Here is a 24,504-nt window from a genome sequence, read left to right as displayed (position 1 = left end):
CGGAGGAGGCGGGACCAGCGGTTGCGCGGGAGCGTGGGACGCAGCGCCGCGAGGCCGGTGGCGTACTTGCTCACCGAAACCGGACGATGCCCCTGCCGCCACAGCACGCGATCCGCGTCGGATGCTCGCGCGGCGGACTTCGTCTCCACGATCGCGACCTCCGCAAGTCGCAGCTCCGGACCCGTCGCATCGCACCACGCCAGGTCGGTGTCAATGGTGGCGCGAGCACCGTCGATGCCGAGAAGCGTGGTGCGGCGATAGCTCGACGTGAGGGTGGGCTGCAGTCGATCGGCCACCGACTCCTCCACTCCGATCGCCGCGAGGGACTGCTCGATCTCCTCGCGCGCCTCGAGAGGGAGCCGGTCCAGCTCTGCGCGGTATTCGGCGCGCTCTTTCGCCGTCGTCCCCCGTGCACCGCGCGTCTTGATCTCCAGGAACGCACCGCCGGTGTCCTCGTACGAGCGGGTGCGGATCTTGAACCGGCGCCGGCGCGGACGCGCAGCCAGGTGGAAGCTCAGCAGTTCCGGGGTGTCGAAGTACACCGAACGGTACGCGAAGTCCCGCACCCCGTCGATCTCCAGCGCGCGCGTGCCCGCTCGCAGTCCCCCCACGATCAGCGGCAAGTCTGCCCGTGGGACCACGTACTTGCGATCCACGCGGGTCAGCAGCGCCGCTTCCGACACGAGATCATCGAGACCGATCGCGTCGAATCGTGCGGCCAGCTCCCGTTCCGCCACGGCACTCATGCGCTGACCCGCTCGTGACGGGTCGCGACGGCGGAAGCGCGGAAACGGACATCGACAGCAGTGGTGTCGTTCACCAGATCGACGCGCTGCACGGTGAGCGAGAGCACCTCGCCACCCAGCAGCTCCGCGAGCTCGCGCGCCAGTTCGTCCTCGTCCACGATCGCGCGGTCGAGCTGAACGAACTGCTGGCGCACCCGCCCGAACAGCGCCGGGTGATCAGCGATCCCCAGCACGGCGAGGATCAGCGCACTGAGCAGCGCCGGAATCCAGATCTCCGTCTGCGGCAGGCCGCACACGAGTCCGATCGCGAGCGCCGCGAAGTAATAGGCCACCTCGCGCTGGTTGATCTCGCTGGAGCGGAGTCGAATGATCGAGAGCACACCGAACAGCCCGAGGCCGAGGCCGAGCGCCACATCGGCGCTGCCGAGCACCGTGGACACCGCCAGCACGCCCACGTTCACCCCGAGGAAGGCCACCACGAGGTCGCGTCGGTGGTGGCGCGGGTAGTACAGCCCGAGCACCAGGACGAGGGCGGCCACCAGGTCGATGGCCATGAGGGCGAAGGTCGAGGAAGTCATCATGTCTCCTGTCAGGATCAGCGACTTCCATCCGATCCCGCGCCCCTATGTGCTTCCTATGCTGCGGTGAAGCGCACCGCCTGAATCAGGGATTCGGGTCCCGCGGGTCACGACGGTCGCGCGGGGTTCGCATCGAGAGCGCGATCGAGCCGCCCATCGCGGCCGCGCCGATGATCGTTAGGCCGATGCCCATCATTCGAGAGACGTCGATGAGCATCAGAGCGATCCCCAGCACGATGAGGAGGGTGCCGCCGCCGAGGAGAGCCTGCTGGAGCGCGCGCATTCAGGCCTCCGTGACTGGATCGATGCGGTCCAGCACGGCCGTGATGTCCGCGAGAGCCCGCAGCGCCTCGCCCCGATAAGGCCAGTCCGGATAACGCGTGGTGTCCTCGGTGAGGATGCGCAGCACCCGGACTCCCGCTCGTCCCTCCGCCAGGATCTCCGAGGACACCGCACCCACGATCTTCAGCGTGCCGAGAGCTGTCGCGACCCGCGCGCGGGCCTCCGAGGTGATCAGCACCTCGTTCATGTCCTCCGCGGCGCTCCACTCTCGCAGCTTGTCGGCGGCCGCCTCATGGATGTTCGGGGGAAGGCCGAATCCCCAGTCCTCCAGCAGCTCGGCGAGGAAGGTCCGCGGATCACTGTTCGCGCCGTTCTCCTCGAACCACTCCTCGAGGGAACGAAGGGTGCCATGTCCGTCATCACTGCCGAACGGCGCGAACTCGTTCGCCTCGTCGTAGAACTCCTCCCGGGCGACCTCCACGAAGCGCGGATGGCTGGTGACGGGAACCAGCCCCTCGTCCGGGTCGTCGATGTACAGGTCGGTCATGGCCGGTCCTTCGGATAGCGATGGTCATCGGGGCCGCGTGCAAGGCGGCGACGGCCCACGTCGAGTCTGCCAGCGGCGCTCGCGCACGGCCAGCACGTCTTCAGCCGCTCGCACGCACCCAATGTCAGAGGGGGCGCGCAGAATGGATGCGATGGCTGACGTACTCGATCGATTCGGCCCCGCGACCGCCGATTGGTTCCGGGGGGCGTTCTCGCGGCCCACGAAGGCGCAGGAGGGGGCGTGGGAGGCGATCTCCCACGGCAGGCACGCGCTGGTGGTGGCCCCCACCGGATCGGGAAAGACGCTCTCGGCCTTCCTCTGGTCGATCGACCGGCTCTTCCACGATGGCACCGGTGGCAACGAGCGCACCAAGATCCTCTACATCTCGCCGCTGAAGGCGCTGGGCGTCGACGTCGAACGCAATCTCCGCTCCCCCCTCGTCGGCATCACCCAGTCAGCGCGTCGTCTGGGTGTCACACCGCCCGAGATCACCGTGGGCGTGCGCTCGGGAGACACCCCGGCCAAAGACCGCCGCACCCTCCTCGCGCATCCACCGGACATCCTGATCACCACGCCGGAGTCGCTGTACCTGATGCTGACCTCCCGCGCGGCGCAGACCCTCACCGACGTGCACACCGTGATCATCGACGAGGTGCACGCCGTGGCCGCCACGAAACGCGGCGCTCACCTCGCGGTGAGTCTGGAACGGCTGGACGCTCTGCTGGACACACCCGCGCAGCGCATCGGGCTGTCCGCCACTGTCCGTCCGATTGACGAGGTGGCACGCTTCCTCGGCGGCGCAGCACCCGTGGAGATCGTGGCGCCGAAGGCCTCGAAGACCTTCGATCTCTCGGTGGTCGTGCCCCTGGACGACATGGCCCACCCGCCTGTTCCGGAATCCGACTCCGCCGACTGGTTCGACGCGGATTCGCCCCAGAACACCGAGATGACCGGATCGGTGTGGCCGTACGTGGAGGAGGCGATCGTCGATCGCATCGAGGGCGCCCGCTCCACCATCGTGTTCGCCAACTCCCGCCGCCTGGCCGAGCGGCTCACCGAGCGCCTGAACGAGATCCACGCGGAGCGCGTGGGACTCACGCTGCCCGATCCCGTCGTCCCCGCGGGGATGATGGCGCAGGCCGGCTCCAGCGCGGGCGCTCCCGCCCTGCTCGCGAAGGCACATCACGGATCGGTGTCCAAGGAGCAGCGGGCCATCGTGGAGGAGGAGCTGAAGTCCGGACTCTTGCGCTGTGTGGTCGCTACCAGTTCCCTCGAGCTCGGCATCGACATGGGTGCGGTCGATCTGGTCATCCAGGTGGAGGCCCCGCCGAGCGCGGCATCCGGGCTCCAGCGCGTCGGCCGTGCCGGACACCAGGTGGGTGAGGTGTCGGTCGCCTCGATGTTCCCGAAGCATCGTGCGGATGTGCTGCACACGGCCATCGTCACCGAGCGCATGCTCAACGGCCAGATCGAAGCCATCACGGTTCCCCAGAACCCGCTGGACATCCTCGCTCAGCAGACGGTCGCGGCGAGCGCGCTGGACGCCCTCGACGTCGAGGAGTGGTTCGAGACGGTGCGCAGGTCGGCACCGTTTCGCTCGCTCCCCCGCTCCGCGTACGAAGCCACCCTCGATCTGCTCGCCGGCCGATATCCGTCCGACGAGTTCGCCGAGCTGCGGCCGCGCGTGGTCTGGGATCGCGACGCTGGCACGATCACGGGGCGGCCCGGCGCGCAGCGGCTGGCCGTCACCTCCGGCGGCACCATCCCCGATCGCGGTCTGTTCGGCGTCTTCGTCGCCGGTGAGACCCGCAACGCGCGCGTCGGCGAACTGGACGAGGAGATGGTCTACGAGTCGCGCGTGAACGATGTCTTCACCCTCGGCACCACGAGTTGGAAGATCGTCGAGATCACGCACGACCGCGTCAACGTGGTGCCCGCGTTCGGCCAGCCGGGCAAGCTCCCGTTCTGGCACGGCGATGGGCTCGGCCGACCGGCCGAACTCGGTGAAGCGCTGGGTCGCATGACGCGCGAGCTCGACGCCTCTCCCCGCGAACGCGCAGAGGCGCGCCTGGCTGACGCCGGCCTGGACGACAAGGCGCAGTCGAATCTTCTCGCCTATCTCGCGGAGCAGAAGGAGGCCACGGGAACCCTCCCGACGGATCGCACGCTCACGGTGGAGCGCGGCAAAGACGACGTCGGCGACTGGCGACTCATCCTGCACTCCCCCTACGGCATGAGCGTGCACTCGCCGTGGGCGCTGGCCGTGAACGCGCGTATCCGCGAGCGCCTCGGTGTCGAGGGGTCGGCGGTCGCCAGCGACGATGGCATCATCGCCCGCATTCCCGACGCCACGTCCGAGCCGCCTGGTGCGGATCTGTTCGTGTTCGACGCGGACGAGATCGAGCAGATCGTCACCGAAGAGGTCGGCGGATCGGCGCTGTTCGCCTCGCGATTCCGTGAGTGTGCGGCGCGGGCCCTGTTGATGCCGCGCACGAATCCCCACAAGCGTTCGCCGCTCTGGCAACAGCGCCAGCGTTCGGCACAGCTTCTCGAGGTCGCCCGACGCCACCCCACGTTCCCGATCATCCTGGAGACCCTGCGCGAGGTCCTGCAGGACGTCTACGATCTCCCGGCGCTGCTGCGCATCACCCGCTCGATCGCGGAGCGCAAGATCCGTCTTGTGGAGACGGAGCCGTCCGTGCCGTCGCCCTTCGCACGTGACCTGCTGTTCGGCTACGTCGGCGAATTCATGTACGAGGGCGACTCTCCGCTGGCGGAACGGCGCGCCGCGGCCCTGTCGGTCGACCCCGCGCTCCTCGGCGAGCTGCTGGGCAAGGTCGAGATGCGTCAGCTGCTCGATCCCGATGTCATCGCCCAGTTCGAGGCTGAAGCCCAGCGGCTCGCCCCCGACCGCCGCATCCGCGACCGCGAGGGCGTGGCCGATCTGCTGCGCGTGCTCGGCCCGCTCACGGCGGAGGAGGTCGCCGCGCGATCCGAGTCGCAGGACGCTGGCGAAGCACGGGCACATCTCCTCGCACTGGTCGATGCCCGTCGCGCGATCGAAGTGGTCATCGCGGGGCAGGCACGCACGGCCGCGATCGAAGACGCCGGACGACTCCGCGACGCGCTCGGTGTGGCGCTGCCGGTCGGCATCCCCGTCGCCTTCCTCGAACCGCTGCCCGATCCCCTCGGTGACCTCGTCGCCCGTCACGCACGCACCCACGGCCCCTTCACCACACAGCAGGTCTCGGAGCGCTTGGGTCTCGGCGCCGCGGTGGCGCGCCACACCCTGCAGCGCCTCGAATCCGCCGGACGACTGGCGAGCGGCTTCTTCCTCCCCGATGGCACCGGAGACGAGGCGGAGTGGTGCGACGCGGAAGTGCTGCGTCGGTTGCGCATGCGCTCGCTGGCGGCACTGCGCGGCAGTGTCGAGCCGGTGGCGCAGTCGGCCTATGCCCGATTCCTGCCGGACTGGCAGCACCTGGCCCGCCCGCTGGAAGGGATCGACGGGGTCGTCGCTGTCATCGAGCAGCTCGCCGGCACACCGATCCCCGCGAGCGCGTGGGAGTCGCTGGTGCTGCCGTCCCGCGTGCGCGACTACACCCCCGCGATGCTCGACGAACTGACATCCACGGGTGAGGTGCTGTGGTCCGGTCACGGCTCGCTGCCCGGGCGCGATGGATGGATCGCCCTGCACCTGGCCGACGCTGCGGCCGCCACGTTGCCTGATCCTGAGGGCGAGGTGTCACCCGGTTCCCTCGCCGATCAGCTTCTGATGGCGCTCTCCGGTGGCGGCGCCTTCTTCGCCGGTCAGCTCCGGGAGATGACGGGCGCAGAGAACGAGCAGTCCGTCATCGAAGCGCTGTGGGAGCTCGCCTGGGCCGGCCGCGTCTCCAACGACACGTTCGCGCCCGTGCGCTCACTCATCGGCGGCGGAAGCCAGGCGCACCGCGTCGCCCGACGGACCCCGCGCGCCCGGCTCTACCGCGGTGCGGCGATCCCGCGCACGGCCGCGCCTCCCCGTCCCACCGCGGTCGGCGGGCGCTGGGCTGTGCTGCCGGTCGCGTCGGTCGATCCCGCGGTGCGTGCCACGGCCAGCGCGTCGGTGCTGCTCGATCGCTACGGGGTCGTCACACGGGGCGCATCGGTGGCGGAGGAGGTGCCGGGAGGTTTCGCGCAGACCTATCGCACGCTGGCCGGGTTCGAGAACGCGGGTCACTGCCGGCGCGGCTACTTCATCGAGAAGCTGGGTGCGGCGCAGTTCGCGGCCTCGGCCACGGTCGATCGCCTGCGCCAGTTCGCGTCTCTGGACGAACCCGCACCGCTCGGCGCGATCACCCTGGCAGCGACGGACCCCGCCAACGCCTACGGTGCGGCGCTGGCTTGGCCTGCGCTCGACGCGGTCAAGCATCGCCCCGGCCGCAAGGCGGGAGGAATCGTCGTCCTGGTGGATGGCGAGCTCGTGCTGTATCTGGAGCGCGGCGGTCGCACCGTGCTGAGCTTCACCGAGGATGAGGACATCAACCGCGCGGCCGCGGCGAACCTGGTCACCACCGCGCGCGCCCGAAATCTCGAGACCCTGACGATCGAGCAGGTCAACGGCGTGTTCGTGTACAAGACGGAACTGGGCCAGGCGCTGCGGGCCGCTGGCTTCGTGGAATCCACGAAGGGGCTCACTTTCCGTCGTCAGGCGGGAGGTGTCCGTGCCTGAGGGCGACACCGTCTTTCGCACCGCCGCTCGCCTTAACGAGTTCCTCAGCGGCTTCGAGATCACGCGCTTCGACATCCGAGTGCCCGCGAGCGCCACCGCCGACTTGCGCGGCCAGGTGACGACGGAGGTCGTACCGCGCGGAAAGCACCTGTTGCACCGCATCGGAGACTGGACGCTGCACAGCCACCTGCGTATGGAGGGGGCGTGGCAGCTGTACCGCGCCGACGCGAAGTGGCGGCGTCCGGCGTTCCAGGCGCGGGCGATCGTGGGCACCGCTGACGGGGTGGCCGTGGGCTTCGACCTCGCCGGCGTCGCCGTGATTCCCACCGTAGAGGAGCACACGCTCGTCGGACATCTGGGACCCGACCCGCTCGCCGACGACTGGGACGAAGCGGAGGCGGCCGCGCGTGTCAGCGCTGATCCGCGACCGATCCACGTGGCCCTCCTTGACCAGCGCAGCGTCGCCGGATTCGGCAATGAGTACGTGAACGAGATGCTGTTCGTGCGCGGCGTCGATCCGCACACGCCCGCCGCCGACGTCGATGTGCTGCCCCTCGTCCAGACCGGTGCTCGCATGATGCGCGCGAACCTCTCCCGCGTCGGGCGCGTGTTCACCGGCGATGCCCGTCCCGGTCGCACCGACTGGGTGTTCTCGCGCACCGGACAGCCCTGCCGACGCTGCGGCACCCCCATTCGCGAAGACGCGCTCGGTGCCGACCCCACCCGCACTCGCCGGGTTTTCTGGTGTCCGTCCTGCCAGCGATCCTGAGCACTTCCGCGCACTCGGACGGCTCGTAGGTCCCTCACAGAGAGCGGACAGCGGGAAGGACGAGATTGGGGAATGAACGAAGCCACCCCCGTGTTGCAGTCGTTGACGATCGAGCAGGATCGTAGGAGGAAGCTGTGGGTAAGAACTACATCGACATCGAAGACGACCGCGGGCAGACCCTGCGGTATCGCAAACACGCCAACGGCCGCGGACTGGTCGCACACGGCGCGAAGGTCGACGCCGGTGCTCTCATCGAAGCGGGAGCGTACGTCGAACCGCACGCGCGCGTCGCCGCTGGCGCCCGAATCGGCCGCGGCGCATGGATCGAACGTGACGCCACCGTCGGCTCCGACGCACGAATCGACGCCGACGCACACGTCGAAGCGTCGGCCGTCATCGGCGAAGGAGCGCACATCGGCGTTCGCACGCGCGTGGGCCGTGGTGCCCGCGTCGCCCGCGGTGCCTTGATCGGCGATGATGAGGTCATCCCGGACGGTGCCCGCGTCGCGACCGACCGACGGGGACTCCACCTCGCGGCCTGATCGGCCTCAGACATCGACGCGGTGCCCCGGACTCCCGAGTCCGGGGCACCAGTCAATCCCGGCGGGCGGCGATCGTTGCCGGGCATCAATTGTCCCGACGGTATCCGCCGTTCCTTGGGCACCAGTCGTTCCGGGCACCAGTCGTCCCGGGACATCGGTCGTTCCCACGGCATCTTCGTCCCTACGACTTCGTTCTTTCCAACAGCACGTTCGCTCCAACGGCATCATTCGTTGCTGGCATCAGTCATTCCAATGGCATCGTTCGTTCCGACGGCATCGGTCGCCCGGATCGCATCCGTCGAGTTGCCGGGGACTGGGCCGTTTCCCGAGCCCCGCTTCCTGCTGATGCTCCGGGGCATGCCGAGTAGCCTGGAGGCATGAGTCGATCGTCGTCGCGCCAGCCGTCCCGCGGTGGATCGTCCCGGCCCGTCACGTCCTCGGGACGCTCAGGGGCCAGGGGCAGCGGAAAGCCCGCGCAGAAGGCGAGCGCCAGCGGTGCCCAGAAGAATGGGACGAAGAAGAGCAGCGGCGCGAAGAAGAGCGGTGTCGTGAAGAAGGGCACCCCGCCGCGCCCGGTGCCCGCGCCCACGGAGCCGCGTGTTTTTCGTCTCGGTGCCGTACCTGGCTCAACGCCCGGCAAGTGGATTCGCATCTGGCGGCAGCGGTTCGCCGACGTCACTCTGGAGCTCGTGCCCCTGACGGCCGCTTCGCAGCGTGCTGCGCTGGTCGCCGGAGACGTGGATGCGGCCATTGTGCGTCTGCCCATCGAAGAGGACGATCTGCACGTCATCGCGCTGTACGACGAGATCCCCGTCGTGGTCGTGGCCGCTGACTCTGCCCTGTCCGCGGGCGACGAGCTTCGACCCGTCGATCTCTCCGGTGAGGTGCTCATCGTCCCCGCGGATGATGTGCTGGAGGTCGGGCCGATCGAGGGAACCGAGACGCCGCGCTTCGACCCCCCCGAGACCACGGAAGATGCCATCGCCACGGTGGCTGCCGGCGTAGGGATCGTGATCGTGCCGATGTCGCTCGCCCGTCTACACCATCGCAAGGACGTGGTCTACCGCCCGTTCGTCGACGGACCCATCGCCCCCGTCGGATTCGCCTGGCATGTCGACCGGCAGACACCGGATGTGGATGCCTTCATCGGCATCATTCGCGGCCGCACCGCGAACTCGTCGCGCGGCTGATGACGCTCGGGAGGCTCACCGCGGCTTCTCGGTCTTCCGTCCCTCGGGTTCCTGAGGGACCAGGTGGGTTGTCGCCGCATTGGTTGCACAAACGCACAGCCGACACCCGTAGATCGGGCCCTGCCGTGTTCGGTCCGATCCCCCTCTCCGGAACATCGGAAGACGACTGTCAGCCCGCGGTGCCGCGGGGTGGGGTCAAGAGCAGGTCGATGCGCTCCGTGAGGTAGGCGGCGAGTGGCATGAGTCCGCCGCCTGCGCTCCAGCGGATCATCGGCTCAGCGCCGCCCACCAGCGGTCCCGATGCCCCACCCGCGGCGACGGCATCGAGGTCGAGAACGTCCCAGCCGAGATGGACGATCGCACCCTCGGGGATGCGACCGCGCAGCGCCGCCGCCCGGATCTCGGCTCGCTGACGAGCGGATTCTGCCGCGTAGCCGCGTCGCCCCGGATCCTGCACCCGGCTGATCTCACCGACAGACGCGACGAAGCCGTCCGCGATCAACAGCGCCCCGACGTGCCAGGCCTCACCGTCCGACACGATGCGCGGGGTTCCGCCCAGTCCCAGCACCCTCTTCGGCACATGCCACACGCCCAGCGTCTCGCGCGGTGCTCCCGCGAGTCGGCCGCGCGCCGCGCGGAACAGATCGACCACATCGCTCACCCTCCCAGCGTACGGCGGCCTGCTCTTCGCTCTCTCCCACTGCACGTCCTGCTTCGTCGGGCCCAGCCTGCTCCGTCGCGAAAGGAGGAGATTTCGTCGAAGCGAGGATGAATCCCCGCCCAGCGCACCTCGTGAGCGTAAATCTCCTCCGTTCATGCACACGGGAACGCAGATCCCACCACCGCGCATGACGGCGCGGATTCGACGTCGCCCCTCGGCACGGGCGAGAATCGGAGGACGCGCCCGCGACAGGAGAAGCATGATCCAGCAAGACACCGCCCGACTTCTCATCACCTGCGACGACCAGCCCGGCATCGTCGCCGCCGTCGCCGCCACGCTCGCGGAGCAGGGCGCGAACATCATCTCGCTGGCGCAGCACTCCACCGACTCCGAGGACGGTCGATTCTTCCAGCGCCTGGTGCTGCACATCGAGGACTTCGCCGATCGGCGGGAGGACTTCGAGCGTGGGATCGCCCGGCTCGCGGAGAAGTTCGGGATGCAGTGGTCGCTGCACAATGGCGCGCAGCCGAAGCGCGTAGCCATCTTCGTGTCCAAGTACGACCACTGCCTCCTCGATCTGCTCTGGCGCACGCAGCGCGGCGAGCTGGACATGGAGGTGGTCTGCGTCGTGTCGAATCACCCCGATCTCGAAGCCGCGGTCCGCAACTTCGACGTGCCGTTCGTGCACATTCCATCCGGAGACAAGCCGGCGATGGAACGGGCGCAGCTGGACCTGCTGGCCGACAAGGTAGACTTCATCGTCCTCGCCCGGTACATGCAGATCCTCTCCGACGATTTCGTGCGCGAAGTCGGCGTGCCCGTGATCAACATCCACCACTCATTCCTGCCCGCGTTCATCGGCGCGAACCCGTACGCGCGAGCGAAGGCTCGCGGCGTGAAGCTGATCGGCGCGACCGCACATTACGCGACCGCGGACCTCGACGAGGGCCCGATCATCGAGCAGGACGTGGCGCGCGTCACCCACGCGGAGAACGCGCAGGATCTGCAGCGCCGCGGCCAGGACGTGGAGCGGATGGTGCTCGCCCGCGCCGTGCAGTGGCACTGCGAGGATCGCGTGATCGTCGACGGCGCGTCCACCGTCATCCTCTAGGGGGCTTCCGTCCGCAGCCGGCGCGGCGCATGATGAGGCATCATGACCAGGCCAGCCGGATACCTCAACGCGAAACGCGTCCTGCAGGTCATCGCGCTGGGCCTCGTCCTCGGGGCGGCGGTGTACGCCTGCGCAGCCCCATCATTCGCGACGGTGCGGAGCGACTCATCCGGGCATTCGACAGCCGCCACCCGAACGCTTCTGGAGGCGCAGGGCCCCGGTCTTCTGCTCATCTTCGCGGCGCTGGCTGCCCTGGCCGCCTGCCCGCTGTTCCTCCGCGGCACGCGCTGGAGCGCCGTCTCCCTCGTGGTCGCCGTGGTGTTGGGCGCGTTCACGATCCTCGGAGCGATGACCATCGGCGGCCTCTTCCTGCCGGCAGCGGTCGCGTCCTTCGTCGCGGCGCTGCTGCCGACCAGGGTCCGCGATCACACCCCGATCGTCAGCGAGGCGGTGTAGCCCGACGTCGTGTCGCCCGCGATAGTGGCGAGCTGATGCACGGCGTGATCATCGCTGAAGACCATGTCGGTATCGAGCGATATCTGCGAGAGATTTCGCACCGACTGGTCGTAGCCGCTGGTGGCGTACACCGCCTCGCACGCATCCTGCGGCAGGGCGATCTGACTGGTCTTGACGATCGGTCCATTCGCGACGGCGTCGGACGTGCTCTGGTACACCTCGAAGTGGATGTGGGGCCAGCGACCGGCGTAGCACGCGGGGAAGATCGACGTGAAGGTCACCGTGCCGGCCGCGTCGGTCGCCTGCACGCCGCGCAGATAGTTCTCGTTCGTGGCGCCGTCGCTGTACAGCGAATAGCGACCCTCACGATCGCAGTGCCAGACATACACGCCGGCGCCCGCGAGCGCGGCGCCGGAGGCCGCATCTCGCACCGTGATGGAGAACGTCAGCGGGACGCCCTCCGCGGTGGTCGTCGATGAGCCGAAGCTCGAACGGATGTCGCTGCGGACGATTCCCGACTCCTCAAGCACGTCGACACCGTTGGAGCCGTCGCCCGGGTACGGACCCTCGGTCTCGTCCGGAACCTCGTCGATCGGCTCCGCCGCGGCGACGGTTGCGGTGGGCGTCGCCATGGGAGTGGCGGTGGGCGCGGGGGTTGCCGATGCCGATGCCGTAGCCGCTGCGGTCGGCGGCGCCCCCGAGGCGGCGGGAGCGCACGCCGCCAGCAGCGTCCCCAGTCCCACGGTGCCGAAGATGCCCAGCGCAACCCGACGATCGATCAAGGTGCGGATGTCGTAGACGAGACCGCGGTGGTCCTCGTCGATCTCGTTGCCGTGCTCGTCGATCCACTGCGGATCCGTGCCCGCGTGCTGCTCGTTCATGTCATCTCCTGTTCGCCGCCGACGCGACACGTCCAGCACATCCGACGATGCTATGCGCGGGCCATGGGAAGGTTCAGGCGACGCTATGTGGTTCCGTGCCGCGAGCGGAGCACGAGGCAGGGACCGGTGGTCTGAGCGAGCGAGACGACGTGCGCTCGCGAAACCGGGCCGCTCACCGCCGACGGATGACCCGGAGCGCACCCGTGACGGCGGTGGGCTCGTTGGGATCCGAACCCGCCAACCGCACCAGCGGCGCCGTGCGCGGGCCGGATTCGCCGGAGTGATCGTCGGCCTCCACGAAGAGTTCGAACCGGCGTCCGTGGGAATGCGCGTGCACCCAGGCCAGAGCCTCCAGCACGGAATCGACGCCGGTGAGATACCACGCCTCCTGCTCCCAGGCGTCTTCGCCCATGCGCCAGAAGTCGACCCGATAGCGCGGGTACGCGAGCTGATACGCGGGCTCGGCCCGCGGTGTCTGGTGTGCCTCCAACATGGCCACATCATGCCCCGCGGGAGCGGGCCTGGCAACAGGGTCGACGGAAACGACGACGGGCGCGAACCACGTGGTCCGCGCCCGTCGATCGGATCAGATCAGATGACGCCCATCGCCTGCATGGCGTTGGCCACGCGGATGAATCCGGCGATGTTCGCACCCGAGGTGTAGCTTCCCGGCGCGCCGAACTCGTCGGCGGTCGTGAGGCAGGAGTCGTGGATGTCGCGCATGATGCTCGCGAGGCGCTGGTCGGTGTACTCGAACGACCAGGAGTCGCGCGATGCATTCTGCTGCATCTCCAGCGCGGACGTCGCAACGCCACCGGCGTTGACGGCCTTGCCCGGAGCGAAGCGCAGGGACGAGGCCTCGACGAACACGCGGATGGCCTCCGGAGTGGAGGGCATGTTCGCGCCTTCGGCCACGATGATGCAGCCGTTCTTCACCAGCGTGATGGCGGCCTTCTCGTCCAGCTCGTTCTGGGTGGCACACGGCAGCGCGATGTCGCACGGCACGTCCCAGATCGAGCCATCCTGCACGAACGTGGCACCGCGCTCGCTGGCGTAATCGGCGATGCGTCCGCGACGCACCTCCTTGATGTCCTTGATCAGGTCGAGATCGATGCCCTTCTCGTCCACGATGTAGCCGGACGAGTCGCTCATCGCCACGACCGTGCCGCCCAGCTGGTGCACCTTCTCGACGGCGTAGATGGCCACGTTGCCGGAACCGGAGACGACCACCTTCTTGCCCTCGAAGCTGTCGCCGGTGGCCTTCAGCATCTCGTCGACGAAGTAGACCGTGCCATAGCCGGTGGCCTCGGTACGCACCAGCGAGCCGCCCCAGCCGATGCCCTTGCCGGTGAGAACACCCGACTCGTAGCGGTTGGTGATGCGCTTGTACTGACCGAACAGGTAGCCGATCTCGCGACCGCCGACGCCGATGTCTCCGGCGGGAACGTCGGTGTATTCACCGAGGTGACGGTAGAGCTCCGTCATGAAGGACTGGCAGAAGCGCATGACCTCGGCGTCGGAACGGCCCTTGGGGTCGAAGTCCGACCCGCCCTTGCCGCCGCCGATCGGAAGTCCCGTCAGCGCGTTCTTGAAGATCTGCTCGAAGCCGAGGAACTTCACGATGCCGAGGTACACCGACGGGTGGAAGCGCAGGCCGCCCTTGAACGGGCCGAGAGCCGAGTTGAACTCGACGCGGAAGCCGCGGTTGAGCTGCACCTGACCCTTGTCGTCGGTCCACGGCACACGGAAGATGATCTGTCGCTCCGGCTCGCACAGCCGCTGGATGACGGCCGAGTCCAGGTACTCCGGGTGCTTGGCGACGACGGGCGTCAGGCTCTCGAAGACCTCGCGAACCGCCTGGTGGAACTCGGCCTCTCCGGGGTTGCGGGCCAGCACATCGTCGTAGACGGAGACGAGGCGGTCATCCAGTACGGTCATCAATATTCCGTTCAGTGGGCGGGCGCGTCACGCGCGGCCGCGAGGGAGTCGATCCCGCCGCACGCGATCGGTGTGGACGCGCGCGGCGTACACGCGGCATCAGAGGACGACTGTCCGGGGATCACTCGGTCCAGAGGAGTTCCGGTGAGACGACGTGACGGGATCAGCCGTGAAGCGGCCCCACCGGATTCTGGCGTCGTCGATGAGGCCGCGGTCCTCCGAGCATACATCCCGTTTTCCGCGCCCGTGTTCGCGTGGATCTGGGCGATCGGACCGGCGTCGCGGGAACGAAAACGACGTCAGACCCACCCTCGCGAGAGGGCGAGCCCGACGTCGAACGCTCAGTTGAACGGAACCGCCGCCACGACATTCACGCCGATGCGTGCGCCGCTGGGGGTCTCGTACTCCACGCTGTCGCCGACGACCTTGCCAGTCAGCGCGACGCCGAGCGGCGAGGTGGGCGAGTACACATCGACCTCGAGGTCGGCGGCACCGACGAGCTCCCGGCTGCCCAGGAGGAAGGTCTCCTCGGAAGCGTCGGAATCGAATCGGACGGTCACCAGCATGCCGGCTTCGACAACACCGTCGTCCGGCTTGGAGCTGACTTCGGCGCGACGGATCATCTCGCGCAGCTCCAGCACGCGAGCGCGAGTCACGTCATCCTGCTCCGCGCCGGCGGCGGTGAGCTCGGCGAGTTCGCTCTGGAGTCGGTCCAGAGCTGCCTGTGTCATCCACAGTGCATCTGCGGTGGTGGACATGGGTGTCCCCCTTCCCTGCTCATGACAAAGAAGCTCCAGGTTAGCGGGAGTCGCGGATCAGCGCACTTCTCGCGCGAGGATCGCTTCGCCGCCGTCGATGTGAGCCTGGCGTCGGTACGCCGACGGCGACACCCCCAGCACCGTCTTGAACGTGCGCAGCAGTCGGTCCTCAGACCCGAGTCCCGACAGCTGAGCCACCCGGCGCAGCGAGAGATCCGTGTCGTCGATGAGCAGCTTCTCGGCGTGCGTGACCCGGCGATTGCGGATGAGGGCTGCTACCGAAGCGTCGCGACCCTCGAAGAGCGTGTAGAGGTAGCGACGACTGACGCCGAGCCGTCGAGCGATGGTGGCGGCGTCCAGATCCGTCTGTGTGTACGACTCTTCGATGATCGCCAGCACACGATTGCGGGTCTGAGCGGCGACATCCTCCCCGGCTGCGTCGTCGTGCGCGGCGAGCAGGCCGATCACCAGCTCGAACAGTCCGCCCTCGAGGATCAATCCGTCCTGCTCGTTGAGATCCAGCGCTCGGGGTGCCATCTCGGTGATGGCGGCCTCGATCGGTCCTGCCTGCCAGAGCTGTCCGTTCATGCGGCGCGTGTCGATTCCGCGCGCCTCCACCTGGTCGATCGGCACGTACAGCAGCGTGAGCGCGGAACCAGCGTCGGTGATGGTCTCGTACGGTGTGTCCACGCGCAGGACGACCACGGTACCGGCCTCACCGATCAGGGTGCGCCCCTCACGCGTGACAGTGACGCGCCCGCTGTGCAGGATGCCGAGCTGGAGCAGGTGTCCGTACTCGTCGTTCACGTCGGCCGCGTCGCGCGTGTAGGCGATGCCACCCCCCGTGAGACCGGTGTAGCGCAGACGCCGACCGATCCAGTTCTCGAACGTGGTGTTACGGGGTCCGTTGCCCACCGGGGTGACTCGCCACCCGGGAGTGACCTCGGCGACATCGTGAACGGACGCCAGACGCCGGTTCCGGCGCGCACGAAGAGTGGCGCCTCCCAGGAAGCGTGTATCGGACATGGATCGGGATCCTCCTCCGCTCCCATCGTGCCAGGCGGACCTGAAGGGATCCGGGGCGTTCTGCGCGCGTTCGCGGGGCGACAATGGAAGGGTGACCACCCCCTCCCGCCCGCGCAGCGGCGCAATCGTCCTTGCCGCCGCACTCGATGTCGTCCTGGTGCTCGTGTTCGCCGCCATCGGACGCGCCAGCCATGACGAATCCGCGTTCGGACTCGGCCTGCTGACGACGGCGTGGCCGTTCCTGGCGGCGTTGGGCGTCGGCTGGGTCGCGACCCTGGCCTGGCGAGGACCGTTCGAGATCGGTCGCACGGGGGTGCCGGTGTGGGTGATCACCGTGGTCGGCGGCATGCTGCTGAGATTCGTGTCCGGTCAGGGCACGGCACTGCCGTTCATCATCGTCGCGACCATTGTTCTCGGTGTCACCCTCGTGGGGTGGCGCGCGATCGCCGCGCTGATTCGTCGGCTGCGCTCGCGCTGAGTCCGGGCGGCTCTCAGTCAGTTCGAAACCGCGCTCGGTAGCGTCGCGATCATGAGCAACGACCTGCCCGACCCCATCTTCGGCGGCGGACGATCCCTCGGTGCACGACCCAATGACATTCGCAGCGCCACGCGGTTCTCCCCGGATCAGGGCTTCCTCGGTGTGGATGGCAGCGTTGTCTACTCGCCTGAGGAGCTGCGAGACCTGCGCGACCGGTTCGCTGAGTTCATGGTGCAGTACGAGTTCGGGCTGCGCGAGATCGAGACGAAGCTCACGATCCTTCGCGACGAGTTCCAGCTCATGCACGACTACAACCCGATCGAGCACATCTCCAGTCGGGTGAAGTCGCTGGACAGCCTGGCCGACAAGATGCGCCGCCGCGGACTGGGCCTCGACTTCGACGTGGTGCGCGAGCAGATCACCGACGTCGCCGGTATCCGTATCACGACGAGCTTCGTGCGCGACGCCTACCGCCTGTTCGATCTCCTCACCGCGCAGGCCGACATCTCGGTGCGCGAGGTGAAGGACTACATCCGAAACCCCAAGCCGAACGGGTACAAGAGCTTGCACGTCATCGTCGAGGTGCCGGTGTTCCTCTCGACGGGTCCGCTGGCGGTTCCCGTCGAGGTGCAGTTCCGCACCATCGCGATGGACTTCTGGGCGAGCCTCGAGCACAAGATCTACTACAAGTACGACGGTCAGGTGCCCGATGGCCTGCTGGCGGATCTGAAGGATGCCGCCGACACCGCCGACGAGTTGGATTCACGCATGGCGCGCCTGCACGACGAACTGCACCCGTCGGCGCCCTCCGCCGCGGTCCCGCCGTCCCCCTCCCCCACCATTCACGCCATCTGACGCCGTCGGCTCACCGCGGCACTTCCGTCGGTGGTCTCAACTTCTGCGCACCACTGCGGCCTCGAGGTCACGTTTTGAGAGCGGAGACGGGCGTGGTCTCAGAATCTGTCGCCGGTGGGCGGTGCCGGCGCAGTTGTTGAGAGCAATCGACGCCGAAGCCCGGCGAAAGATCAGACGGAGGTGACTGTGCTGGGCGGTGCAGCTGCAGTTGTTGAGACCAGCCGACGCCAGGGGCCCGACAAAAGATCAGACCGAGGCGACGGTGAGGGCAGGTGCCGGCGCAGTTGTTGAGAGCAATCGACGCCGAGGCCCGACGGAAGATCAGACGGAGGCGGTGCAGTTGCAGTTGTTGAGACCAGCTGAGGCCGCACCGGTGTGATCTGAACCCACCGGTTGTTGGCCGTCGTTCGGCCCTGCCGCTGTCCGCCGCCGAGGCGCGCCCCCGACGTCCGCCGCCGGCTGGTGCGCCGACGCCCGGTGGTCTCAATTTCGGCACAACACCGCCATCTCCAGATCATTTTCTGAGAGCAGTGAGGGGCGTGGTCTCAGAATCTATCGCCGGTGGGCGGTGCCGGCGCAGTTGTTGAGACCAACCGAACCGAGACTGACGAAGGATGAGGCGGATGCAACGTCGGGGGTGGTGCTGGCGCAGTTGCCGAGACCGGCCGAGGCCGAGCCCACCCCGGTGTGATCCGAGCCACCCGTTGTCGGCCATCGTTCCGCCATCGCCGTTCCGCCAGCGCCGTTCGGCCGTCGTTCCGCCGTCGTTCCGCCGTCGCCGTACGGCCCCCGTTCCGCCATCACCGTTCTGCCGTCGTTCGGCCGCCGTTCCGCCATCGCCGTCCATCGTCGTTCGGCCCCCGTTCCGCCAACGCCGCCCAACGCCGTCCATCGCCGTTCAGCCAACGCCGTTCGGCCGTCGCACCGCCGCCGCACCGCCGCCGCACCGCCGTGCCGCACCGCCGTGCCGCACCGCCGTGGCGCACCATCGCCGCACCGCCGGGGCGCACCGCCGGTCGGTGGTCTCAATTCCTGTACGACGCCGCCGTCTCGAGATCACTTTCCGAGAGTGGAGACAGGCGTGGTCTCAGAACCTGTCGCCGGTCGGCGGTGCCGGCACAGTTCTTGAGACCGGGCGAGGCCAGGGACCGACGAAAAATGAGGCGGGACTGGGTCCGGGAGATGGCTAGGCGGTGGGGGCGACGGGGCGGCCGATCGAGAGCATCAGGCGATTGGCCCAGTTGAAGAAGGCGGCGCCGTGGATGACGTCGGTGATCTCGTCATCGTCGAGGCCGGCGGCACGCAGACGCTGCACGTGCGCGGGACCGAAGGCGACCGGAGTCACCGTCAGAGCCTCGGACGCCGCGACGATCGCGTTCCACCGCTCGCCGAGATCCGCGCTCGTCCCCTCGGCCAGCAGCAGGTCGATGTCGTCGGGACGCTTCGCGTGGTGAGCGCCGAAACGGGCGTGCACGGAGGCGCAGAAGACGCAGCCGTTCACGCGCGACACTGCGGCGGCGGCGAGTTCGCGATCCCCACGAGGAAGGCCATCGACGGTGTTGTAGAAGATGTCCTTGTCCACCAGCGTGCGAGCGCGGAGGATCTCCGGATCGCGTGCCAGCAGGCGGAAGTAGTCGCTCGAGGCACGACCCCGATCGACCAGCCCGTCGTAGTGGCGCTCAGTGAGCTCTTCCTCGGCGACGGCGGGCAGCCAGGGCAGCCAGCCCACCTCGGCGCGGGTGAAGGCGTGCGGGTGCTCGGCCTCGTGGGTGAGGGTGGTGCCGGTCATGCGGAAGCCTCCGTCGAGTCGGATGAAGCGGGTCCGGCCAGTGCGAGGGCACGCAGGCCCGCGGCCACGCGCTGCTGGAACGCCAGGAACGAGACCAGCTGGGACAGGGTAATGATCCCGTCCGCGTCCCATCCGGCATCCAGAAGAGCCTGAATCGCGGCGTCGTCGGCCTCTCGCGGACGGTAGACCAGCAGATGGGTGTGCGCCAACGCCGCCGCCAGTCGCGAACCCAGCGCCGTCACGGCTTCCTCCGACGGCGCGTAGCGCACACCGTCCGTGTTCTCGTTCTGGAGTCCCGCCTCGCGATACACGCCGAACGGACCCGTGGTGGCTGCTTGCGACGCCTCGGCCAGCACGATGTCCGCCGCAACCGGATCCGCCGAACGCGCGCGGTCAGCGTAGAACGCCGCGGAAACGTCGTCCGCGGTGAGGCGCGTGGCGAACGCCGCGACCAGCTCACGATCGGTGATCGCGAAATGCTCGTCGGACAGCGGCGCGAACAGCGCGTCAAAACTCGCCTGCAGCTGCTCACGGGTCACCGGCCGACGATCCCGCAGCGCGGTGGTCCGCTCGTCCGGCTCGACACCGGTGAGTTCGTCGACGACATCGGTCACGGTCACCTCGGTCATGCCGTCACCTCCGCATCCACGCGGGTGCCCCAGCCGAGGGCCGGAGCCACCTCGGACGCGAACAGCTCGATGGAGCGCAGCACCTGCTCGTGCGGAGCATCCACCGAGTGCACCTGGAAGGCGACCTCGGTCGCGCGTCCCAACGTGGCGTCGGCGGCAAGCGATTCCGCGACCTCCTCGGGCGTGCCGAGGTGGGTGTCGGTGTGGCGGATGAGGTCTTCGAGTGACCCGTCAGGGATCACCTGACCGCTGCGGCGGAGCCCCTCGGCTCCCTTGCGCAGCCCCTGCTCCGCCCACCGCAGCGCCTCGGCGCGAGAGTCGGCGACGAAGACGGTGCGCGACGCGGTGATGCGCGGCGCGACACCCGAGGGCAGCGCTTCCAGGTACGCGTCGATGATGGGGTTCTGCACTTCGGCGAGCGAAGTCGCGGGAGCGTCAGCCGGGCGCGGCTGCGTGCGGGAGAGCAGCAGCCCGTCGCCCGGGACGCCGGCGCGCGTTCCGCCGAAGGTGGAGAACGTCGCCTGCCAGATCCGATCAGCGAGCGTTCCCGGCTCCGGGTTCAGCGTGTTCCCGGCACCGACGTCGCCGCCACGCAGCGCGTTCTGCAGAGCGGCGAGCTTCTCGTCGTAGACCTGCGCCTTCTCCTTCGGATCCTGGCCGAACGGGATGAAGGACGAGGGCGTGCCACCCGAGCCGAGGCCGAGGTCGATACGCCCGCCGGAGAGGAGATCGGCCACCACGGCGTCCTCGGCCACGCGCACCGCGTCCTCCAGCGGAAGCGTGATGATGCCCGTGGCGAGGCGGATCTCGGTGGTGAGCGCGGCGACGTGAGCGAGGAACACCAGCGGCGACGGAAGCCCGCCCTCGCCGTAGCGGAAGTGGTGCTGGGCGACCCAGGCACGACCGATGCCGAAGCGCTCGGCATGGCGGATCTGCTCGATGGCGTTGTCGTAGCGCTGGGCGGCGGGCACCTCGTCGAGCAGACGGGTGAAGAAGGCCAGCGTGGGCGGGGTGTTGGTCACGGGACCAACTCCTTTCGTGCGGGGGAGACAGTGTGGGAGGGGCGTCCTGGGACGGCCGCGAGCAGCTCGCGCGTGTACTCGTGCGTGGGGCGTTCGAAGATCTCGCGGGTGTCGCCGGCTTCGACGACGCGACCCTGGCGCATCACCGAGACGGTGTGGCTGAGGCGACGCACGACCGCGAGGTCATGGGAGATGAACAGATAGGTGAGACCGAGCTCCTGCTGCAGCGAATCCAGCAGCTCGAGGATCCGCGCCTGCACCGTGACGTCGAGAGCGGAGACCGCCTCATCCAGTACGACGACCCGCGGACCGGCGGCCAGCGCTCGGGCGATCGCGACACGCTGTCGTTGACCACCCGACAGCTCGCGCGCGGATCGCTCGGCCGCATCCGCCGGAAGCGCCACGCGCTCCAGCAACTCCGCCACCCGATCGCGACGCTCGACCCGGGTGCCGATGCGGAAGTTCACGAGCGGCTCCGCGATGATCGAGCCGATGCTCTGGCGCGGGTCGAGCGAGGAGAACGGGTTCTGATACACCAACTGGACGTCGCGGCGCAGCTCACGGAGTCCGCGTCCGCGCAGGGCCAGCACATCCCTGCCGTCGATGGTGACGCTGCCGGCGTCCGCATCGAGGAAGCGGGTCACGATGCGCGCCGTGGTGGTCTTTCCCGATCCGGACTCCCCCACGATGGCGTGTGTGGTGCCGCGCCGCACGCGGAACGACACATCGTCAACAGCGAGGAACGGCTCGCGACCGCGAGCGGCGAATCGCTTCACGATGCCTTCGGCCACGATCGCGAACGGATCCTCCGCACCCGCCGCATCCGGATCCCGCAGGTACAGCGGGGCGGGCGGCGTCCGTGGCTCGACCGTCTGGAACGCGGGCGCGTCGGCCAGCAGCTGACGCGTGTATCGGTCGCTCGGGGCAGCGAGGATGTCGTCGGCGCGACCCGACTCCACCACCGCTCCGTCACGGAGCACGGTGATCCGGTCCGCACGGTCCGCTGCGACCCCGAGGTCGTGAGTCACGAGCAGCAGGGCGGTGCCGTCTTCCTCGCGCAGCTCGTCGAGCAGGTCGAGGATGTGTCGCGACACGGTGGCGTCGAGCGCACTGGTGGGCTCGTCGGCGATGATCAGTCGCGGCTTCAGCGCGATGGCGGTGGCGATCAGCACGCGCTGGCGCATGCCGCCGGAGAGCTCGTGCGGGTACTGGGATGCGCGCAGCTGCGGGTCATCCAGCCCCACGCGCTCCAGCAGATCGATCACCCGATGCCGGATCGCCTTCGGGTCGCGCTCGCCGTGCAGGCGCAGGATCTCGCCCACCTGCACGCCGATGCGACGCACCGGGTCCAGCGAGGACACCGGATCCTGCGGCACGAGACCGATCCGCGCGCCGCGGATGGCGCGGAGGCGCGCGTCGGACCAGCCCGACACGTCGGTGTCGCCGACGCGGATCGTGCCGCCCTCGATGCGTCCGCCCTCCGGGAGGAGTCCCAGCACCGCATGCGCCGTGGTCGACTTGCCCGATCCGGACTCTCCGACGAGGGCGAGCACCTCGCCTTCGTCGATGGTGAGATCGATGCCGTGCACCACCTCCTGACGACCGCGACGCGTGTCGTATGAGATGCGCAGGCCGGTGACGTCGAGAGCGGTCATCGGGTCCTCCTCGAGATGGCCTGGCTGAGTCGGTTGGCGCTCAGCACCACGGCGAGCACCACCAGACCGGGGAACACGGTCAGCCACCACGCGGTGGCCACGTAGTTGCGCCCCTCCGCGATCAGCAGGCCCCATTCCGGCGTGGGCGGCGGCGCGCCATAGCCGAGGAAGCCGAGGGTGGAGATCGCGAGGATCGCGGTGCCGAACTGCAGTGCCGCCAGGCCCAGCACGGCCGTGAGGGAGTTGGGCAGCACGTGACGCCGGAGCACCGTGAGGAATCGTCCGCCGGAGCCGAACGCCGCCTCGACGTAGTCCGAGCGGCGCACGCGCACCACCTCGGACCTGCTGAGACGGGCGAAGGAGGCGATGGATCCGATACCCACCGCGATGGCGGCGTTCACGGTTCCGAAGCCCAGGAGGATGATCACGGAAAGCGAGAGCAGCAGACCGGGGATGGCCAACAGCACGTCCACGATGCGCATCAGGATGTCATCCACGATGCCGCCGATGGAGCCGGAGACCACACCGAGGATGGTGCCCACGATGAGACCGACGAGCACCGCCACCAGCGCTCCGGTGAGCGAGTGGACCGCGCCATGGACGACGCGGGTGAGGACATCGCGACCGAGCTGATCGGTCCCGAACAGGTGCGCGAGGCTCGGTCCCTGCAGCTTGTCTGCCGGGACACCGGTGAGCGGATCCGCCGGGGCGAAGACCGACGGGAGGATGACCCACGCCACCGCCAGGGCGAGCACGGCGATCGCGACGATCAGTCCCGGCGCGGGCAGACGGCGCCGGCGACGGGCGCGGGTCGGCTCCGACGCGGCCGCCACAGCCACGGGGGCCGCCGCGGGAGCGGACACATCGATCACCGTGTCAGTGAGGGGATCGGTGATTCCAGCGCTCATGCCGTCACCGTCTCTCGGGGCGCGGCCGGTGCGGAGCGCGCACGACGGGTGCTGCGCAGGCGCGGATCGATGAGCGTCGCGATCAGGTCCACGACAAGGCTCACGATGACGAAGATGAGCGCCGACAACACCACGACGCCCTGCAGGACGGGGATGTCCTGGCTCGCGACGGCCTGCTCGGTGAGGCGGCCGATGCCAGTGCGGCCAAATACGGTCTCGGTCACCACCGCTCCGCCGATCAGTTCGCCGAGGAGCACACCCGCGATGGTCAGGGTCGGCAGCAGCGCATTGCGCGCCACCGACCGCACCAGCACCCAGGAGTTGGAAGCGCCCTTGGCGCGCACCACCGTGACGAACGGAGCCGGGAGCACATCGTCGATCGAGCGCAGCAGCGTCTGGGCGAGCGGTGCAGCGATCGGGACGGCGAGGGTCAGGACCGGAAGGATGAGACCGACGGCGGGATCGGCTCCGACCACCGGCACCCAGCCGAGCCCGAAGGAGAACACCTGGATCAGGATGATCCCGAGCCAGAACACCGGAACGGAGACCAGGATCGGCGGCAACGCGTGCACGGCCCGTCGCAGCCAGCCGAAGGGGGCGAGCGTGGCGAGGGCCGCGATCGCGACGGCCAGAATGATGGCCAGGGCGAAGCCGAGACCGGCGAGGGCCGCCGTTGCCGGCAGCGCCTCACCGATCAGGGTCAGCACCGCGGTGCCGTACTGCGTGGAGTATCCGAAGTCGCCCACCAGGTATCCGGCGAGGGTGTGCAGGTACTGCTGCCACCACGGGAGATCGGCGCCGTAGCTCGCGCGGATCGAGGCGATCTGCTCCGCCGACAGACCCAGCTCCGGATTCTGGAACTTGATCAGCACTGCATCTCCGGGCAGCAGCTGCAGGAGGATGAAGGTGGCGGTGAAGGCGACGAGGAGGACGATCACCCCCTGTGCCGCACGTCGTGCGAGAAACGGCATC

At 68.7% G+C, this 24,504-nt stretch carries 24 protein-coding genes; 8 read left to right on the top strand and 16 right to left on the bottom strand.

The window, feature by feature from the left end:
* The 4 genes from ACI3KU_RS16165 to ACI3KU_RS16150 form a co-directional block, all read right to left on the bottom strand.
* Positions 1 to 746 (bottom strand): polyphosphate polymerase domain-containing protein (locus tag ACI3KU_RS16165; protein WP_404923348.1); only part of this gene is annotated, 746 nt, incomplete at its 3' end.
* Complete coding sequence (locus tag ACI3KU_RS16160; protein WP_404923347.1) at positions 743 to 1,327, bottom strand: DUF4956 domain-containing protein; 585 nt, start codon at positions 1,325 to 1,327, stop codon at positions 743 to 745. The genes ACI3KU_RS16165 and ACI3KU_RS16160, both read right to left, overlap by 4 nt.
* 82 nt (positions 1,328 to 1,409) lie before the next feature.
* Positions 1,410 to 1,607: a hypothetical protein gene (locus tag ACI3KU_RS16155; protein ID WP_404923346.1), complete on the bottom strand. Its 198-nt coding sequence runs from the start codon at positions 1,605 to 1,607 to the stop codon at positions 1,410 to 1,412.
* Positions 1,608 to 2,153, bottom strand: a complete 546-nt coding sequence (locus ACI3KU_RS16150) for a hypothetical protein (RefSeq protein ID WP_404923345.1) — start codon at positions 2,151 to 2,153, stop codon at positions 1,608 to 1,610. It abuts the gene before it with no gap.
* Positions 2,154 to 2,304: 151 nt separating this feature from the next.
* On the opposite strand from ACI3KU_RS16150, the gene ACI3KU_RS16145 reads away from it, so the two are divergent.
* From ACI3KU_RS16145 to ACI3KU_RS16130, 4 genes are all read left to right on the top strand, one after another.
* A complete protein-coding gene (locus ACI3KU_RS16145) occupies positions 2,305 to 6,864 on the top strand; it encodes an ATP-dependent helicase (protein WP_404923344.1) in 4,560 nt (1,519 codons plus the stop codon).
* The gene (locus ACI3KU_RS16140; protein WP_404923343.1) at positions 6,857 to 7,633 is read left to right on the top strand and encodes a DNA-formamidopyrimidine glycosylase family protein; all 777 of its coding nucleotides are present in this window, start codon (positions 6,857 to 6,859) and stop codon (positions 7,631 to 7,633) included. Before ACI3KU_RS16145 ends, ACI3KU_RS16140 begins: the two co-directional genes overlap by 8 nt.
* 134 nt (positions 7,634 to 7,767) lie before the next feature.
* Positions 7,768 to 8,175, top strand: a complete 408-nt coding sequence (locus ACI3KU_RS16135) for a transferase (RefSeq protein WP_404923342.1) — start codon at positions 7,768 to 7,770, stop codon at positions 8,173 to 8,175.
* A gap of 377 nt (positions 8,176 to 8,552) precedes the next feature.
* Complete coding sequence (locus ACI3KU_RS16130) at positions 8,553 to 9,365, top strand: LysR family substrate-binding domain-containing protein (protein WP_404923341.1); 813 nt, start codon at positions 8,553 to 8,555, stop codon at positions 9,363 to 9,365.
* A gap of 169 nt (positions 9,366 to 9,534) precedes the next feature.
* Here the strand turns inward: ACI3KU_RS16130 and ACI3KU_RS16125 are convergent, their stop codons facing one another.
* Positions 9,535 to 10,026, bottom strand: coding sequence for a glutaminase (locus tag ACI3KU_RS16125; RefSeq protein WP_404923340.1), 492 nt, complete (start codon positions 10,024 to 10,026; stop codon positions 9,535 to 9,537).
* Positions 10,027 to 10,285: 259 nt separating this feature from the next.
* Between ACI3KU_RS16125 and purU the strand changes: the two genes are divergently transcribed.
* Both purU and ACI3KU_RS16115 read left to right on the top strand, forming a co-directional pair.
* On the top strand, positions 10,286 to 11,137 hold the full coding sequence (purU, locus tag ACI3KU_RS16120) for a formyltetrahydrofolate deformylase (RefSeq protein ID WP_404923339.1): 852 nt from the start codon (positions 10,286 to 10,288) through the stop codon (positions 11,135 to 11,137).
* Between the two features lie 42 nt (positions 11,138 to 11,179).
* A complete protein-coding gene (locus tag ACI3KU_RS16115; RefSeq protein WP_404923338.1) occupies positions 11,180 to 11,593 on the top strand; it encodes a hypothetical protein in 414 nt (137 codons plus the stop codon).
* Here the strand turns inward: ACI3KU_RS16115 and ACI3KU_RS16110 are convergent.
* The 5 genes from ACI3KU_RS16110 to ACI3KU_RS16090 all read right to left on the bottom strand — a co-directional run bounded on the left by ACI3KU_RS16110 (position 11,563) and on the right by ACI3KU_RS16090 (position 16,196).
* On the bottom strand, positions 11,563 to 12,474 hold the full coding sequence (locus ACI3KU_RS16110; RefSeq protein ID WP_404923337.1) for an intradiol ring-cleavage dioxygenase: 912 nt from the start codon (positions 12,472 to 12,474) through the stop codon (positions 11,563 to 11,565). The genes ACI3KU_RS16115 and ACI3KU_RS16110 overlap by 31 nt on opposite strands.
* 172 nt (positions 12,475 to 12,646) lie before the next feature.
* Positions 12,647 to 12,967 (bottom strand): hypothetical protein, encoded by a 321-nt coding sequence (locus ACI3KU_RS16105; RefSeq protein WP_404923336.1) that lies wholly within the window; start codon positions 12,965 to 12,967, stop codon positions 12,647 to 12,649.
* 98 nt (positions 12,968 to 13,065) lie between these two features.
* Positions 13,066 to 14,412 (bottom strand): NADP-specific glutamate dehydrogenase, encoded by a 1,347-nt coding sequence (gene gdhA / locus ACI3KU_RS16100; protein ID WP_404923335.1) that lies wholly within the window; start codon positions 14,410 to 14,412, stop codon positions 13,066 to 13,068.
* Positions 14,413 to 14,753: 341 nt separating this feature from the next.
* The gene (locus ACI3KU_RS16095; RefSeq protein ID WP_404923334.1) at positions 14,754 to 15,170 is read right to left on the bottom strand and encodes a GreA/GreB family elongation factor; all 417 of its coding nucleotides are present in this window, start codon (positions 15,168 to 15,170) and stop codon (positions 14,754 to 14,756) included.
* A gap of 57 nt (positions 15,171 to 15,227) precedes the next feature.
* Positions 15,228 to 16,196 carry a helix-turn-helix domain-containing protein gene (locus ACI3KU_RS16090; protein WP_404923333.1) on the bottom strand — a complete coding sequence of 323 codons (969 nt, stop codon included), beginning with the start codon at positions 16,194 to 16,196 and terminating at the stop codon, positions 15,228 to 15,230.
* Positions 16,197 to 16,287: 91 nt separating this feature from the next.
* On the opposite strand from ACI3KU_RS16090, the gene ACI3KU_RS16085 reads away from it, so the two are divergent.
* A complete protein-coding gene (locus tag ACI3KU_RS16085; protein WP_404923332.1) occupies positions 16,288 to 16,674 on the top strand; it encodes a DUF3054 domain-containing protein in 387 nt (128 codons plus the stop codon).
* Between the two features lie 228 nt (positions 16,675 to 16,902).
* Positions 16,903 to 17,529, top strand: coding sequence for a GTP pyrophosphokinase family protein (locus tag ACI3KU_RS16080; RefSeq protein ID WP_404923349.1), 627 nt, complete (start codon positions 16,903 to 16,905; stop codon positions 17,527 to 17,529).
* 1,186 nt (positions 17,530 to 18,715) lie between these two features.
* Here ACI3KU_RS16080 and ACI3KU_RS16075 read toward each other — a convergent pair.
* Genes ACI3KU_RS16075 through ACI3KU_RS16050 form a run of 6 tightly spaced genes read right to left on the bottom strand, consistent with a single transcriptional unit; the run spans position 18,716 to position 24,503 of the window.
* Positions 18,716 to 19,318, bottom strand: coding sequence for an alkylhydroperoxidase domain protein (locus ACI3KU_RS16075; RefSeq protein ID WP_404923331.1), 603 nt, complete (start codon positions 19,316 to 19,318; stop codon positions 18,716 to 18,718).
* Positions 19,315 to 19,947 (bottom strand): CMD domain protein, encoded by a 633-nt coding sequence (locus ACI3KU_RS16070; RefSeq protein WP_404923330.1) that lies wholly within the window; start codon positions 19,945 to 19,947, stop codon positions 19,315 to 19,317. Before ACI3KU_RS16070 ends, ACI3KU_RS16075 begins: the two co-directional genes overlap by 4 nt.
* A complete protein-coding gene (locus tag ACI3KU_RS16065; RefSeq protein ID WP_404923329.1) occupies positions 19,944 to 20,969 on the bottom strand; it encodes a putative FMN-dependent luciferase-like monooxygenase in 1,026 nt (341 codons plus the stop codon). The genes ACI3KU_RS16070 and ACI3KU_RS16065 overlap by 4 nt, the downstream gene beginning before the upstream one ends.
* On the bottom strand, positions 20,966 to 22,624 hold the full coding sequence (locus ACI3KU_RS16060; RefSeq protein WP_404923328.1) for a dipeptide ABC transporter ATP-binding protein: 1,659 nt from the start codon (positions 22,622 to 22,624) through the stop codon (positions 20,966 to 20,968). Before ACI3KU_RS16060 ends, ACI3KU_RS16065 begins: the two co-directional genes overlap by 4 nt.
* Positions 22,621 to 23,532 (bottom strand): ABC transporter permease, encoded by a 912-nt coding sequence (locus ACI3KU_RS16055; RefSeq protein WP_404923327.1) that lies wholly within the window; start codon positions 23,530 to 23,532, stop codon positions 22,621 to 22,623. Before ACI3KU_RS16055 ends, ACI3KU_RS16060 begins: the two co-directional genes overlap by 4 nt.
* Complete coding sequence (locus tag ACI3KU_RS16050; protein ID WP_404923326.1) at positions 23,529 to 24,503, bottom strand: ABC transporter permease; 975 nt, start codon at positions 24,501 to 24,503, stop codon at positions 23,529 to 23,531. Before ACI3KU_RS16050 ends, ACI3KU_RS16055 begins: the two co-directional genes overlap by 4 nt.
* Between the last annotated feature and the right edge of the window lies 1 nt (position 24,504).

Origin of the sequence: Microbacterium sp. ZW T5_56 (genome assembly GCF_044987425.1) — a bacterium.
In the GTDB taxonomy this organism is placed as follows: Bacteria; Actinomycetota; Actinomycetes; order Actinomycetales; family Microbacteriaceae; genus Microbacterium.
Note: the sequence above shows the minus strand (reverse complement) of the source record. Positions and strands in the feature narration are given on the sequence as shown.